Here is a 15,511-nt window from a genome sequence, read left to right on the forward strand (position 1 = left end):
TGCCTGGTCGGAGCGAGCGGAAACGAGGACGACCGGGGCCGCCACCCCCCACAGGAGAGACCCCGGTCGTCTTCCGCGGGGCCGTAGGACGACCCCGTACTTCTTACAGCGCCGTGACGGCGTTTTCTGTCACACCGCACCCTGTCCGAAGAATGTTGCAAGTTGTACAAGTCGTGGACGTGACCCCCGCGAAGGACGTAGCGTGCTGAGTCGCGCAGGGTGGCGCGGCAGTGATGACCAGCTGCGATTCAGGACAGCAGGGCAGGTTGAGGGAGTGCTGGGGGACGACGCGGAGTTCACTGCCGCGGTGCTCGCGGCACAGGACGGGGACGAGGATGCCTTCCGTGCTGTGTACCGCGCTGTGCAGCCGCGGCTGCTGGGCTACATACGGACACTGGTGGGGGAGCCGGACGCCGAGGACGTGGCGTCCGAGTCCTGGTTGCAGATAGCGCGCGACCTCGACCGGTTCAGCGGCGACGCCGACCGCTTCCGCGGCTGGGCTGCGCGGATAGCCCGTAATCGTGCCCTGGACCATCTGCGAATGCGCGGCAGACGCCCCGTCATCGGCGGCGACGAGTCGGAACTGTCGGAGAAGCCGGCCGGGTCCGACACCGCCGACGAGGCGATGGAGGCCCTGGCCACCGGCCGCACGATGTCGCTCATCGCCCAGCTGCCGCAGGACCAGGCCGAGGCCGTGGTGCTGCGGGTGGTGGTCGGTCTGGACGCGAAGAGTGCGGCGCAGACGCTGGGCAAGCGGCCGGGGGCGGTGCGCACCGCGGCGCACCGGGGACTGAAGCGGCTGGCCGAGCTGTTGCGCATGGACGGTGCGCACGGCGCGGACGGCGCGGACAAGGCCGACGACGCCGACGGCCGCCCGGACGGTGAGGGCGGTGCGGGCGGTACGGACGGTGAGGGCGGCGAAGGTCGGGCCGACGAAGGCGCGGGCATCGCCGTGAACCATGCTTCTGCGGGTGATCCGGCGGATTCGGCAGCCCCTCGTGGAAGCGTGGCAGGCCGGACGGCGGAGCTCGGTGCTGTGCCCGCCCAACGCCCCTCCCACAATGGTCTGGCGGCGCCGGCCGGTGTGACGCATTCGCGTCTGTGGACGCAGAAGGACATGTGATGGCCGACGAGCAGTACGAATGGCTTGACAAGGACGCGGCGGAGAGATTGCTCCGCGGCGAACCGGTCGATCCCGTCGGCGGCCACTCATGTACGGAAGCGGAGAGGCTCGCGGCAGCACTGGGCGCCGCCGCGCGGGCCGCCCGCCCGGCCACCGGCGAACTGCCGGGCGAGGCCGCGGCGTTGGCCGCCTTCCGTGCCGCCCGGCAATCCGCGCGCGCAACGACACGTGCGCCGAACCCGCAGGTGGAGGGGTACGCCGAGAAGACAGCTGAGCCGGCAGGTGCCGACGTCCTCGAACCGGTGCATATCCGGCCGACCTCCGGCGGCTCCGTACCGAGCGCCTCCTCCGTCTCCGCGGGCTCCGGATTCTCCGCGGGCTCCGGCCGTACCCGCTCCCTGCGCTGGAGCCGGCCCCTTCGCTTCGGCCTGGTCGCCTCTTTCGCGGGCTGTGCGCTCGGTGGGGTGGCCGTGGCCGCGGGCACCGGGATGTTCCCCGGACCGTTCGGCGGGCACGCTCCCGTACCGGCGACCTCCGTCTCGGCCACGGCGACGCCTGAGCAACTCGGTTCGGGGGCCACCACCGACGAGAGCCCGTCCGCACCGCCGGCCGCCTCCCCGGAGACGGTGCCCTCCATGCCCCCAGCGGCCCCCTCCACCCCCTCCGGTGACCGGGAAAGCGACGAAACCGGCAAGGGCGAGGAGCACAGGGGCGGCGACGACAACCGGAAGCGGGACGGTGCCGCGGGCGGATCCTCGGACGGCACCGAGAAGGGCAGACTGCCCGACGGCTCCGGGAACAACACCTCCGGCGACTGGTACGACAGGGCGCTCAAGGCATGCCGTGACTACCGCAACGGCGACCTGGACGACGACCGCAGACGGAGGCTCGAAGCGCTGGCGAAGGGCGCCCGCAATCTGGACCGGTACTGCGACCGCCTGATCGCCGGATACGGGAAGGGCCAGAACAGCGCGGGCCGCGACGGCGGCGACGAGCAGAACGCCGGCGATTCGAACGTGGACGGCGGCGACGGCGACGACGACGGCTCCCGCAGGCTTCCGTCGATCCGCTTCAGCACCACTCCGCCGCCCTCGCCCTCGGCCCCGGTCTCCTCGCCGACAGCGGATCGGGCGTCCCTCGGCGCCGTGGGTTCACCCCGCTGAGAGCCGTGCGCGCCGGTCCTTTTCGCGCCGTCCACCGCAGGGTGTGACGTTTTTCGAGGCCACGACGCAGTACAGAGTGAGCCGACTGGTCATCGGCAGCGCTCAGAGCCGGGGTTCCCCCCGTACCTGCGGCTCAGCGCATTGGCGCGGGCGGGACACGTTCCCCCGGTCCCGTCCGCGCCCCTTTCCTTCCGGTGTCCCATTGGGCGGATTCCCGCTCTGCCCGGTTGCCAAAGCCCACGCATGATGGGGAGAGCGGCGACGAGGGCCGTGAAGGAGGCTGTGAGCAAGGTCCCAGCCCGTGCCCCTCCACCGGTCTCGCGCCCGCCGCTACAGTCCGTCACGGGAACCCTTGGTTACCAGCAAGTAGAAGCTCCATTGAGCAGCTTCAGCGGGAGGCACAGCAGATGACGCGCGAGTCGGAGTCGGGACAGCCCATCGAGCCGGTGTACGGACCGGACGCACTCGACAGGTGGAACCCCGACGAAAAGCTGGGAGAGCCGGGCGCCTACCCCTTCACGCGCGGTGTCTACCCGACGATGTATACCGAACGGCCGTGGACGATGCGCCAGTACGCAGGATTCGGTACGGCCGCGGAATCCAACGCCCGCTACAAGCAGCTGATCGCCAACGGCACGATGGGCCTCTCCGTCGCCTTCGACCTGCCCACCCAGATGGGCCACGACTCCGACGCGCCGATCGCGTCCGGTGAGGTCGGCAAGGTCGGGGTCGCGATCGACTCGATCGACGACATGCGGGTCCTGTTCGGCGGGATTCCGATGGACAAGGTCTCCACGTCCATGACGATCAACGCCCCTGCGGCGCTGCTCCTGCTGCTGTACCAGCTGGTCGGCGAGGAGCAGGGGGTCCCGGCGGACAAGCTCACCGGCACCATCCAGAACGATGTGCTCAAGGAGTACATCGCGCGCGGCACGTACATCTTCCCGCCGGGCCCCTCGCTCCGGCTGATCGCCGACATCTTCAAGTACTGCCGGGCCGAGATCCCGAAGTGGAACACCATCTCGATCTCCGGCTACCACATGGCCGAGGCCGGTGCCTCGCCCGCGCAGGAGATCGCGTTCACCCTCGCCGACGGCATCGAGTACGTCCGTACCGCCGTCGCCGCCGGCATGGACGTGGACGACTTCGCGCCCCGGCTCTCCTTCTTCTTCGTCGCCCGCACGACGATCCTCGAAGAGGTCGCCAAGTTCCGTGCGGCCCGCCGGATCTGGGCGAGGGTGATGAAGGAGGAGTTCGGCGCGAAGAACCCCAAATCGCTGATGCTGCGCTTCCACACCCAGACCGCGGGCGTCCAGCTCACCGCCCAGCAGCCGGAGGTCAACCTGGTACGCGTCGCCGTCCAGGGTCTGGCCGCGGTCCTCGGCGGTACGCAGTCGCTGCACACCAACTCCTTCGACGAGGCGATCGCCCTCCCGACCGACAAGTCCGCCCGCCTCGCCCTCCGTACCCAGCAGGTTCTGGCGTACGAGACGGACGTCACCGCGACCGTCGACCCGTTCGCCGGGTCGTACGTCGTGGAGAAGATGACCGACGACGTCGAGTCCGCGGCCCTGGAGCTGATGGCCAAGGTCGAGGACATGGGGGGCGCGGTCAGCGCGATCGAGCGCGGTTTCCAGAAGAGCGAGATCGAGCGCAGCGCGTACCGCATCGCCCTGGAGACCGACAGCGCGGAGCGCGTGGTGGTCGGCGTCAACCGCTTCCAGCTCGACGAGGAGGAACCGTACGAGCCCCTCCGCGTCGACCCGGCGATCGAGGCCCAGCAGGCGGCTCGCCTGGCGAAGCTCCGCGCCCAACGTGACCAGGGTGCGGTGGACGCGGCACTGGCCCAGCTGCGGAAGGCGGCCGAGGGGACGGACAACGTCCTGTACCCGATGAAGGACGCACTCAGGGCACGGGCGACGGTGGGCGAGGTCTGCAATGCGCTGCGGGAGGTGTGGGGGGCTTACGAGCCGTCGGACGCGTTCTGACCGTGCGGGTACCCGCACGGGTGATCTCTCGCTGAATGTCCGCGAACCTGGATAGGCTCATGAACAGTGGTTTCCGAAAGGAGGATGCCGTGGCCGTAATACAGCACGAGGAGCAGGTGCACGTGCAGGAACAGCCGGAGCTGACGCTCGGCGAGGCAGCCGACCAGCTCGCACGCTCGCTGCCTGGGCATCGCGTGGAGATTCTCCAGGGGAGGCTCACTGTGACACCACCGGCGGACGTATCGCACGCTCTGGCCCTGTCCTGGTTGGGTGAGGAGTTCGGAGCGCGGGCGCGCACCGTGGGGCTCAGACTCGTCCAGGGGGTCGGATTGTGGTTGCCCTCCGGGCCGGAGGACTACGCGATTCCCGACCTGTCGGTCGTCGAGGCCGACATCAAGGACGCCCATGTCATGAAGAACTGCTACGCCGCCCACGTCTTCCGCATGGTCGTGGAAGTGACCTCGACCAACTGGGCGGACGACCTCGGCCCCAAGGTCGAGGACTACGCCCAGGCGGGTATTCCGGTCTACGTCGTGGCCGACCGCAAGCACGACCAGGTGCTGCTCTGCACCGACCCCCGGGGCGGCGAGTACAAGAACAAGGCGCACCACAAGCGCGGGACCTCGTTCACCGTGCCGGACGTGGTCGGCGTCGAGATGGAGCTCTCCGTCGACCGCCTCCTCGACGGAGACGAGGACTGACCCCGCGCCTGCCCGAACCCCCCGAGCGGAGTGTCGTACTCGCGTGCGACACTCCGTTTCATGCTGGGTGTCACCGACCTTCCGACGTATCTCGCCGGCCTGGTGCTGATCGTTCTTCTGCCGGGGCCGAATTCGCTGTATGTGCTGTCCGTCGCCGCCCGGCGCGGGGTGCGGGCCGGCTATGTGGCGGCGGCCGGAGTATGGACCGGGGACACCGTGCTGATGACGCTGTCCGCGCTGGGGGCCACGTCGCTGTTGCAGACGACGCCGGTGCTGTTCGCCGTCGTCAAGTTCGCGGGTGCGGGCTATCTGACCTGGCTGGCGATCGGCATGCTGCGGGCCGCGGTGGCCATGTGGCGCGAGCGGCACCGGCGGATGGCCGAGCTGGCCGAGGAGAGCGCCGGACCCGAGAGTGCCGGGCCCGAGAGTGCCGGGGTGATGGAGCGGCCGTACCGGCGGGCGCTGGTGGTGAGCCTCTTCAATCCGAAGGCGATCCTGTTCCTGATTTCGTTCTTCGTGCAGTTCGTCGACCCCGGCTACGCCTATCCGGCGCTGTCCTTCCTGGTGTTGGGCACCCTGCTGCAGATCGCCAGCTTCCTCTATCTGTCGATGCTGATATTCGGCGGCACCCGCCTGTCCGCCGCCTTCCGCCGTCGCAAGCGGCTGTCGGCGGGGGCCACTTCGGCGGCCGGTCTGCTGTTCCTGGGGTTCGCGGCGAAGCTCTCGCTCAGCAGCGTGTGATCGCGGCGACGCCGAGGGGGGCGAGGTACTGCGCCAGGCCCGAGGCGTCCTCGCCCGCCCAGCCGATGCAACCGTCGGGGCGGACCAGGAACAGGCCCTTCCCGTACGCCCCATGGGTGTCCGTGCGGTGCACGCGGACCAGGTCGTCGTCGAACCTCGCAAGTCCGGTGTCCGTGCCGACGTCGCGTGCATCGAGGCACGGTACGGGGTGCGCCGAAGGCGCTCGTACCAGCGGGGGCAGTGCGCCGTTTCCCGTTCCGACAGGGCGAGTTCATCCGGTGGCCGTACAGGTTTCCTAGCGTGTCGTGAAACCGAACACGCGCGCCGGGCATCCGCCCCCTCCTACCGAGGGGGCGGGCACATTCCCGGCGAGCTCCGGTGACCGCACACCCGGATACGCCCCTCCCCCCACGGGCACAGACGCTTGGAGCGCCATGAGAGAAGCCCGCACCCGTTGGCCACGGCAACGTGACGCGGCCCCGCCCGAGGGTGTCACCTCGCAGCTTGCCTCCGTCACTCCGACCGACCTGGACGTGTGCCTGCGCGCCTGCGCCGCGCACAGCGCCAAACTGGTGGCGGGGCTCGACCGGCGGCGTACGGCACTCGCGGAGGCGCTGCGGCACCTGCTGGCCGTGCACGCCGCGGCACAGCCCGCGGGACCCGGGCCCGCCGCATCCCCGATCGCGCTGATCCGCCGCCCCGGCAAGGCCCAGGCGGGCACCGCGACGGCCCTCGCCGACGAGCTGCTCGACCCGCTGCTCGCGGTCGGCAACAAGGCCCTGGACTGCGGTTACGAGGACGAGCTGAAGCTCGCCGTCCTCATCGGGGACACCGTGCTGACCCAGCGCAGGCGTTCGCGGGCCGGCTGGCGGCTGCGGGCCAGGACGCTGGAGGCGATGGGCGCGGAGGCCGCCGCCATCGAGGCATACGAACGCTACCTGGAATTCACCGACGAGGACGGTTTCGGCGTCGCGGCCAAGGTCGTCGGCATGCGGCTGGGCGCGGACCGGCAGAGCGAGCTGCTGCGGAGGCTGGAGCGCGAGTGCCCCGACGCCGCGGAGTTCGCCGCCCGCCCCGTCACCGAGTCCTGGGCCGAGGGCCTGGCGCTCTGGGCGCACGGCGACCGGGACCGGGCGAGGCCCCGGCTGGTCGGCGCACTGCTCGCGCAGGAGCGCGGTGGTGCCCCGGTGACCGAGCTCCAGGACGCCACGTCCCAGTACCTCGACCTGGCCATGGAGGCGGCCGGAACGGACCCGGGCGCCGTGGCCGGACTCACCGGACTCATCGAGCTCCACGCCGAGCAGCGCAGAAGCCGCATGCGGGGCCCGGTCGAGGACCCCACCTTCGGCGGCGTCGAGTGGACCACGGTCGGCGAGTTCCGCAACCGGATAGCGGGCAAATCGATCTGCCTCATCGCCAACTCCCAGCGTGTCGGCAACAGTTCGATGGGCGCTGAGATCGACGGCTACGACCTGGTCGTCCGCTTCAACTCGTACCGGCTCGACCCGGCGGCGACCGGACGGCGCACCGACATCCACGCCACCATCCACAAGCACGGCTTCAACTGGGACCAGCAGGTGCACACCCGGCTGGTCTTCGGCGGGGTCTCCGGCGACTGGAAGTACTCCCTGCGCAACCGCCTCGTCCCGGGCGCCCAGCAGTACCTGGGCGACGAGTCGCTGCGCTGGCCACTGCGTGACATCGGCCGCGTCGGCGCCGACGTCTGGCCGGCCATCCCCACCACCGGGTTCAACATGCTGTGGCTCCTCGACCACCTGGACGTCAGCACCCGGCTCGACCTGATCGGCTTCGACTTCTACGAGAGCGGCGCCTACCGCCTGCCCGACGCGATGCGGATGCCCATCACCTCCGTGCACGAGTACACCAGCGAAAAGGCATGGGTCATGGAACGCGCCCAGAGCGTCACCGACATGAGGATCCGACTGCGATGACGATGCCCGCCACGACGCCGCCCGCCACGACGCCGCACGCCACGGCGCTGCCCGCCACGGCTCCGCCCGTGTCGCCCGCCCCCGCGAACACGCTCACCGGCAAGCGCCGGGTCGTCTTCGCGAGCTTCGTCGACGAGAACTACCTGCCCGGCTTCCTCGCCCTGCTGCGCAGCCTCGCCCTCTCCAACCCGAACGTCTGCGAGGACTTCCTCGTCCTGCACGACGGGCTGCGCCCCGCCTCCGTGGCGCAGATCCGGGCGCTGCACCCGCGCATCGACTTCCGCCGCGTCGACGCCGACCACTACGACTCGTACGCCAAGGGCGACCAGGACAACTACCTGGTGCGCAAGGCCTACTTCATCCTCGATGTCTTCCGGGTGCGCGACTACGACACCGTGATCACGCTGGACACCGACATGGTGGTCCTCGGCGATCTCGGTGAACTGCTGAAGCTGCGCGACGGACTGGCTGCCGTGCCGCAGTTCTTCTACGGACAGCACAAGCTCAACAGCGGGCTGCTGGTCATCCAGCGCGAGTATCTGAGCGAGGCGTTCTGCGCGAAGCTCGACGAGGTCGGGCGGGCCGGGACGTACGAGCTCGACAAGCACGACCAGGGCATCCTCAACGCCGTGCTCGACGGTGACTTCGTGCAGCTCGACGCCCGCTACAACTTCGTCAAGCGGCGGCTCTCCGGCGACCTCCCCGTCCCCGACTCCACAGCGATCCTGCACTTCACCGGGCGGCACAAGCCCTGGCAGGGCGGCGAGTCGGGCTACCGCGAGGCCGAGGACCGCTGGCACGAATTCGAGCTGTCCGACGCCGAGTTCCACTCCGCGTACCTGGCACTGCCCGGCGCCAAGCACCACGACCTGCTGGTCCACTACGGCACCCCGCACGTGTTGCGCACCGGCTCCCCGGAGGCCGCCCGCAAGGTCGCCGCCGCCCACATCGCGGCCGGCGAGTACCAGGAGGCGGCCGATCTGCTGGGCCGGGTCCGGATACCGGTGGACGAGGCCTGGCCGCACGAGGTTCTCGGCCACGCCCTGATGAGCGTCTCCCGCTACGAGGAGGCCCGCGCCCGGCTCCTGCTCGCCACCGCGGCCCCCAACCGGGCCGCGACCGCCTTCGGGCGCCTCGCCCAGATCTCCTGGATCCACGGCGAAGACGACGCGGCGGCCGAGTACGCGCTGAAGGGTCTTGCTGTCGATCCGACCCACCGCGCGAACCGGCTGATGTACAAGCGCACCACGGACGTGCCCGCGCCCGTGGAGGGCCCCGCGTCCGGCCAACTCGCCCATGTCGCCTTCTACATGGAGCGGCAGGGCAACGCCGGGGACAAGCTGCTGCCCGAGAGCGTACGACTGGCCTTCGGCCGGGACACCGGCCCGCAGCGCTGGCACTCGATCCACGCCCACCGCCTCTTCGACGAGGCCGCGCTGGAACGGGTCAACGAGCGCCGCGGGCTGGTCATCGGCGGCGGCGGCCTCTTCATCCCGGACACCGCGCCCAACGGCAACAGCGGCTGGCAGTGGAACGTCCCGGACGAACTCCTCGACCGGATCGACGTACCCGTCATGGTGTACGCGGTCGGCTTCAACGCCTTCGACGGCCAGGCCTACGGGCACGGGCGGGACCGGTTCCTGTCCAGCCTGCGCAGACTCGTGGAACGGGCCTCGTTCTTCGGGCTGCGCAACCACGGCTCGATCGAGAAGGTCCGGGCGCTGCTGCCCGCCTCGCTCCACGACAGGGTGCGCTTCCAGCCGTGCCCGACGACGGTGACCAGGCAGCTGGTGGACGGCTGGACGGACCCGGTGCAGCGCGAGAACACCGTGCTGATCAACGCCGCGTACGACAGGGCGGGGCTCCGCTTCGGCCATGACTACGGGCACTTCCTGGGCGAGATGGCCACCGCGGTGCGGGAGCTCGGCAAGCGGACCGAGGTGCACTGCGTCGCCCACTCGTTGGACGACGAGCGGATCGCCTTCGACCTGCGGCGCGAGCACGGGATCTCGCTGCCGGTGATCCCGATGTACGACTTCGACAACGACGCGATCCGGGACACGTACGCCCGCACGAAGCTGGTCATCGGGATGCGCGGGCACGCGGGCATGATCCCGTTCGGCTGCGGTACGCCGATCATCAGCCTGATCTCGCACCCGAAGATGGCGTACTTCCTCTCCGACATCGACCGCCCGGAGTGGGGCATCTCGGTCCACGACCGCCACCTCGGCGCCCGGCTCGTCGAGCGGGCCGCCGGACTGCTGGACGACCACGGGGCGGCGGTCGCCGATGTGCACGGCCGACAGCAGGAACTGTGGAAGGTCACCGAGGCGAACGCGGCGGACCTGAGGGTGATCCAGGGCGGCGTTCGCGTCTGAGGGGCGAGCACGAAATCGCCGGACGGGCTTGTTCCCGAGCCCGTCCGGCGATCGAGGACAGAGTGGTCGGCGCCTACTGGCGCACGACCCGCCGCCGCACCGATCGCGCCACCCTCCGCACCACCGTATTGCGCGGCAGGAAAGCGAACTGCGCCGGTACCGCCCCCGGCAGCGCCAGCGCGGTGAGCCGCTTGCGCTTGAAGTACCGCCATGTTGTGGCGTCCAGGTGCGCGGCCAGATACCGCTCGGCGGCCGGCCGCAGCCCCGGGTGGATCCTCGGCTGCATCGCGAACCCGACCGCGGTGAGCAGCCCGTTCAGATCCGCCGGCCCGTTCAGATCCGCCAGGTCGGCAGGGCCTGCCGGGTCGGCAGGGTCCGCCGCCTTTGTCCTCTCGACGGCCGCCCGGTCCGTCACCTCCGGCACCAGCGCGTCGACGAGCGTGACCGGGACGCGGTTGCTGTTCTCGTACGGGGACAGCCGGTCCAGCAGCATCTCCGTACCGACCCGGGCCACCGGCAGCCCGTAGAACGCCGACGCGGTGAGCAGCGCCGTCGAGAAGCAGCCGACGACCAGCGCGGGCCGCATCCGCTGGTAGAGCACCTCGGCGAGGACCGGGGCGGTGAGTACCCCCGCGTCCAGCACCGTCAGCTCGGCGCCGAGTTTCTCGGCCTCCGCGCCCATCGCCCGCGACCACTGCGCCGGGGCCGTGGGATGTGGTTTGAAGACGATGCGGGTGTGGCCGAGAGCGACCGCGCCGCGCATCATCCGCAGATGCAGGTTCTCCTCCTCGGCCGCGCTGATCAGCCCGAGCGCGGACAGATACTGGCCGAGCAGCAGCGCGGGCGCCTCCACGGACGGCACACTGTCCACGACCTCGGGCGCGTCCCCCAGTTCACCGAGCACCTTGAGGAACACCTCGGTCGGCACGATCTGCGGCATCACTCCGAACTCCGTGAGCAGCAGCGGCTTCAGCCCCGGCACGAGGTCGAGATGGAGCAGCCGGCGCACCCGCGTACCGACCAGCGGGTCGATCTTGTTGCGGGTGGGGCCGTAGCTCATCAGCCCGTCCGCGTACACATCGACCGCCGCGCCGGTGAAGATCTGGGCCACGGCCATGGCCGGGTTGACCTGGATCGACTCGACCGCCAGCTCGATGTCGTCGTCGCCGAGACCCCAGGCCAGGCGCAGATGCCGCTCCCACAGGGGCAGGTCGTCGGGGCGCGGCGCCCAACCGCTGGGGTGGAAGGGGGCGATCGTCGTGTTCCACGACACCACGTCGTCGAAACGGCCGCGCAGCGCTCCGAACCCCGGCATCGCGTCGACGGCGGGTGTCGTCTCCGGGACGGCCGCGTTGTTCGAGACGAGCAGGATGCGGCGGTCCGCGTCCGGGAAGCAGCCCGCGTCGAGCGCGGCGGCGAGCGTGGCGGTGCCGTAGAGGGTGGAGGCGAAGAAGATCTGCGTGGTGCGGGTCCGGGCGCTGTTCACGCGGCCGCCACCTCCTTGGCACCCGCGGCGACCGGTCGGCGCCGCAGCCTGCGCAGCAGCGTGGCGCGCCGTACATCCATCGAGTCCAGGGCGTCGTCGAGCACCCGCTGCGGCATGCGCTTGAGTGCGGCTCCACTCATCGACTTCAGTGTGCGGGCCACGGCGGGTTCGAACCTTTCGATCGAGCTCATATGGTGGGAAATGATCGCGCAATAGGTACGAATCGCTTTAGGTAGGAGTGCCTGTGCGTCACGGTCTTCGGCCGTTTCCCGAATGACCTGGTCGAACGAGCGAATGAAATCGAGCTGGCGTACGTCACCGATCTGGGTGAGCGAAGAGGCGACCCCGCGCCGGTAAAAGATTCCGAGAAGTCCGAGCACCGCAAAAGAATCGGCCTCGCGGTGCAGCCGCCAGATCCACGGGCGGTCCTCCGCGGTACGCAGTCCGTCCGTGAAATGCAGCAGCCCGCGGTCCAGGAGACGCCGGTGGTACAGCCCGGCCCAGGCGTACGGATAGTCGACCGAGGTGGTCCGCTCGGCGGGCAGGATCGCGTCCCGCGGGTCCAGTACCTCGCCGCGCCTGCCGTGCGGGACGCGGTGCACCGTACGGTTCCTGCCTTCGACCTGGACATGGTCGGTACGGACGAAGTCGCAGCCCAGTGCCTCCATTTGGGCCAGGATTTCGCCGTAGTACCCGGGTGCGAGCCAGTCGTCGCCGTCGAGGAAGGCGACGTATTCGCCGCGCGCCGCGTCCAGGCCGGTGTTACGGGCGGTGGCCAGTCCGCCGTTCTGCTTGTGTCTGCGTACGAACACCCCCGGGATCTCTTCCTCGGCGCGGCGCAATATGTCCGCGGTCCCGTCGGTCGAACAGTCGTCGACGAGGATGAATTCGAAGTCCTCGCGGGCGTTGGCCCGCAGGCTTCTCAGGGTGTCGGGGGCGTATGTCTGCACGTTGTAGAACGGCACGATGACCGAGAGCTTAACCACGCCTCTCACGCTAGGCGGGAGCCCGTCATTTGCCTTGGCCCCAGGAGGGACGCCGGGTGAACGGCGAATGTCGGAATGATGAACCGGATTGAATCACGGGTGGTTGCATCCCCTTTGTGGAGGTGATTTGCCAAGCGTCGGCGGGCTGTTAACCAGCTGTTGCCGTCACGTTGGGCCGCGAATCGAAATGCCTTCCTAAGTTCTGGGACGTGCCCCCACGTACCAGCAAATCGACCGCCCTCCGGGTAGCCATACTCGCCGACTCCGACACCCGGTGGAAATGGGGCGCGCTCACCGCGCGCCGCCTCACCACCGGTGCCTTCGAGGGGTCGACGCAGCGCGTCGACATCAGCGGACTCCTGCTGCGCGGCCGGGCCACCCCGACCCCGCGCCAGCTCGCGGAGGTCGGCGACGTCGGTATCGACGCGGACCGGGTGCGTGAGGTGACGGCCGTCGAATTCCTGCACACGGTGCGGGACGAGGGGTACGACGTCGTCGTCCTCGCCCTCGTCGGGGGAGCTGTCCAGGCAATGCTGCACGGCCTCGCCGCGCTGCGGCTGCCCGCCAGGCCCGTCGTCGTCACCGGCTATGTCGGCGTCGTCTACGAGAAGCTCGCCGACGGACTGCTGCTGCGGCACGGCGCGGACGTCGTCCTCGCCAACTCCCGCCACGACGCGCAGCGTTTCCGCGCGGTGTACGAGGGAGTGGGCGCCGACGCCTCGGCCGTCACGGAGGCCGCCCTGCCGTTCCTCGGCGGCGAGCCGCACCGCCCGCAGGAGGGCCGTGACACGGTCGTCTTCGCCGCCCAGCCCTCCGTACCGGCCTCCCGCGCCGACCGTACGTATCTGCTGCGCAGGCTCGTCGAGCACGCCAGGCTGCACCCTGACCGCGATGTGCTGCTGAAGCTGCGCTCCAAGCCCGGTGAGCACACCACACACATCGAAGAACTCCCGTACCAGCGGCTCGCGGAGAAGCTGCCCGGCCAACTCCCGCCCAACTTCCGTCTGGTGTACGGACACATGGGCGAGGTCCTGGACCGCACCGATCTGCTGGTCACGGTCTCCTCGACCGCCGCGCTGGAGTCCCTGCACCGGCGCATCCCGACCGCGATCCTCACCGACCTCGGCGTCCGCGAGGCCCTCGGCAACCACCACTTCATCGGCTCCGGCCTGCTCACCTCCTGGGACCACCTGGACGGCGGCTTCCGCCCGGAGCCCGACGGCGCATGGCTGGCCGGCCAGGGCGTTGCCGCCGACGGCACGTACGCCACGGCCTACGACAACGCCCGCGCCCGTGTCGACACCCTGCTCGCCGCCGCCCGCCTGCCCGACCTCGCCCCGTACTACACACCCGCAACCGCCCCCGGCTACCTCCCCGGCATCCTCGCCCGCCATCACCTGGCCCCCGACGGCCACCCGCTGCCGGGCGCCCAACGGCCGCGCGAGACCGGCGGGGTGCGCGGCGCGGTCCGCAACGCGGTGCGGGAAGCGGCGCGGGGCGCGTACCGGCACGGCGTCCAGAAGGTCGCCCCCGTCATCCGGCGGATGGGCGAGCTGTGACCACTTCACCCGCCACATTCACCGCAAGCACCGCATCCACTGCGATCACCGCATTCACCGCAACCACCACCCCATCGACCACGACACCAGGAGCAGCGATGACGCCGCCCACCGTGCTCGCCGTGATTCCCGCCCGCGGCGGATCCAAGGGCGTCCCGGCCAAGAACCTCGCCCAGGTCGGCGGCGTACCGCTGGTCGCCCGCGCCGTGCGCGCCTGCCTGGCCTCGCGTGAGGTCACGGATGTCGTCGTGACGACCGACGACGCGGCCATTGCCGACGCGGCCCGCGCCGCGGGCGACACGCTGGGCGCCCCGGAGCGGGTGCACATCGTCCAGCGCCCCCGGGCCATCGCCGGGGACAAGGCCAGCAGCGAGGATGCGGTGCTGCACGCCCTGGACGCGTACGAGGCGATGCACGACCGGAAGGCCGACGTGGTGCTGCTGGTCCAGTGCACCAGCCCCTTCGTCGTACGGGAGGACATCGACGGCGTCGCCTCGGCGGTCGCCCACGACGGCGCCGACACGGCGGTCACGGTCGCCCCCTTCCACGGCTTCATCTGGCGCGACGGCAGTGCGCTGGAGGAGGAGAACTACGGCGTCAACCACGACAAGTCCGTACGGCAGATGCGCCAGGACCGCCCCGAGGACCTGCTGGAGACCGGTACCGCGTACGCCATGAACGCCGCGGGCTTCCGCGTCCACCGCCACCGCTTCTTCGGCCACACCGCGCTGGTGCGCACCGACGCGGCCCGCGTCCTGGAGATCGACGACCCGCACGACCTGGCCCGCGCCCGCGCCCTCGCACCGCTCCTGGACCCCTCCCCGCTGCCCACCTTCGACGACATCGACGCGGTCGTCCTCGACTTCGACGGCACGCAGACCGACGACCGGGTCCTGATCGACGCCGACGGACACGAGACCGTCGCCGTCCACCGCGGCGACGGCCTGGGCATCGCGGCCCTGCGCAAGGCCGGAATGCCGCTGCTGATCCTCTCCACGGAACAGAACCCGGTCGTCGCGGCCCGCGCCCGCAAGCTCCGTATCCCGGTCCTGCACGGCATCGACCGCAAGGACCTGGCGCTCAAGCAGTGGTGCGACGAACAATCCATCGCTCCCGAACGTGTCCTCTACGTCGGCAACGACGTCAACGACCTGCCGTGCTTCGCACTCGCCGGCTGGCCCGTCGCGGTCGCGAGCGCCCATGACTCGGTCCGTGCGGCGGCCCGCGCCGTCACGTCCACTCCCGGTGGCTTCGGCGCCATCCGCGAAGTCGCGGCCTGGCTGCTGGGCCCCACCCTCACGACCACAGCTTCGACGAAGTCCCCCGAGTAACCCCACATCCCCCAAGCGCTTTCCAGGCTCCCGAGTCTGCCCAGCCCCTCAAGTCTTCCCAGTCCCCAAGTCGTCCCAGTCCCCAAGTTGTTTCAGTCCCCCA

General features: G+C 70.3%; 12 protein-coding genes. 9 read left to right on the forward strand and 3 right to left on the reverse strand.

Going from position 1 to position 15,511, the window contains the following annotated elements; translation table 11 throughout:
• Window positions 1–274: 274 nt before the first annotated feature.
• From ACZ3IC_RS02230 to leuE, 5 genes are all read left to right on the forward strand, one after another.
• The gene (locus ACZ3IC_RS02230) at window positions 275–1,123 is read left to right on the forward strand and encodes an RNA polymerase sigma factor (protein ID WP_467412102.1); all 849 of its coding nucleotides are present in this window, start codon (window positions 275–277) and stop codon (window positions 1,121–1,123) included.
• The gene (locus tag ACZ3IC_RS02235) at window positions 1,123–2,286 is read left to right on the forward strand and encodes a hypothetical protein (protein WP_467411664.1); all 1,164 of its coding nucleotides are present in this window, start codon (window positions 1,123–1,125) and stop codon (window positions 2,284–2,286) included. Before ACZ3IC_RS02230 ends, ACZ3IC_RS02235 begins: the two co-directional genes overlap by 1 nt.
• Window positions 2,287–2,693: 407 nt before the next feature.
• Entirely contained in the window at window positions 2,694–4,274 is a 1,581-nt protein-coding gene (locus ACZ3IC_RS02240) for an acyl-CoA mutase large subunit family protein (protein WP_467411667.1), read from the forward strand.
• Between the two features lie 89 nt (window positions 4,275–4,363).
• A complete protein-coding gene (locus tag ACZ3IC_RS02245; RefSeq protein WP_467411668.1) occupies window positions 4,364–4,975 on the forward strand; it encodes a Uma2 family endonuclease in 612 nt (203 codons plus the stop codon).
• A gap of 60 nt (window positions 4,976–5,035) precedes the next feature.
• Window positions 5,036–5,716 (forward strand): leucine efflux protein LeuE, encoded by a 681-nt coding sequence (gene leuE / locus ACZ3IC_RS02250; RefSeq protein ID WP_467411671.1) that lies wholly within the window; start codon window positions 5,036–5,038, stop codon window positions 5,714–5,716.
• Here the strand turns inward: leuE and ACZ3IC_RS02255 are convergent.
• Window positions 5,703–5,849: a hypothetical protein gene (locus ACZ3IC_RS02255; protein WP_467411674.1), complete on the reverse strand. Its 147-nt coding sequence runs from the start codon at window positions 5,847–5,849 to the stop codon at window positions 5,703–5,705. The genes leuE and ACZ3IC_RS02255 overlap by 14 nt on opposite strands.
• Window positions 5,850–6,150: 301 nt before the next feature.
• Between ACZ3IC_RS02255 and ACZ3IC_RS02260 the strand changes: the two genes are divergently transcribed.
• Both ACZ3IC_RS02260 and ACZ3IC_RS02265 read left to right on the forward strand, forming a co-directional pair.
• Window positions 6,151–7,668: a glycosyltransferase family 29 protein gene (locus ACZ3IC_RS02260; RefSeq protein ID WP_467411675.1), complete on the forward strand. Its 1,518-nt coding sequence runs from the start codon at window positions 6,151–6,153 to the stop codon at window positions 7,666–7,668.
• A 2-nt stretch (window positions 7,669–7,670) separates the two neighbouring features.
• Window positions 7,671–10,046: a glycosyltransferase gene (locus tag ACZ3IC_RS02265; protein ID WP_467412103.1), complete on the forward strand. Its 2,376-nt coding sequence runs from the start codon at window positions 7,671–7,673 to the stop codon at window positions 10,044–10,046.
• Window positions 10,047–10,119: 73 nt separating this feature from the next.
• On the opposite strand, the gene ACZ3IC_RS02270 is transcribed toward ACZ3IC_RS02265, so the two are convergent.
• Entirely contained in the window at window positions 10,120–11,532 is a 1,413-nt protein-coding gene (locus tag ACZ3IC_RS02270; RefSeq protein WP_467411677.1) for a polysialyltransferase family glycosyltransferase, read from the reverse strand.
• On the reverse strand, window positions 11,529–12,518 hold the full coding sequence (locus tag ACZ3IC_RS02275) for a glycosyltransferase family 2 protein (RefSeq protein WP_467411680.1): 990 nt from the start codon (window positions 12,516–12,518) through the stop codon (window positions 11,529–11,531). Before ACZ3IC_RS02275 ends, ACZ3IC_RS02270 begins: the two co-directional genes overlap by 4 nt.
• A gap of 209 nt (window positions 12,519–12,727) precedes the next feature.
• Here ACZ3IC_RS02275 and ACZ3IC_RS02280 point away from each other — a divergent pair, with 209 nt between their 5' ends.
• Together ACZ3IC_RS02280 and ACZ3IC_RS02285 are read left to right on the forward strand one after the other, a co-directional pair.
• Window positions 12,728–14,077: a DUF6716 putative glycosyltransferase gene (locus ACZ3IC_RS02280; protein WP_467411681.1), complete on the forward strand. Its 1,350-nt coding sequence runs from the start codon at window positions 12,728–12,730 to the stop codon at window positions 14,075–14,077.
• Window positions 14,078–14,175: 98 nt separating this feature from the next.
• Window positions 14,176–15,408, forward strand: coding sequence for a cytidylyltransferase domain-containing protein (locus ACZ3IC_RS02285; RefSeq protein WP_467411682.1), 1,233 nt, complete (start codon window positions 14,176–14,178; stop codon window positions 15,406–15,408).
• Window positions 15,409–15,511 lie beyond the last annotated feature (103 nt).

This window comes from Streptomyces sp. NPDC002958, assembly GCF_055563255.1.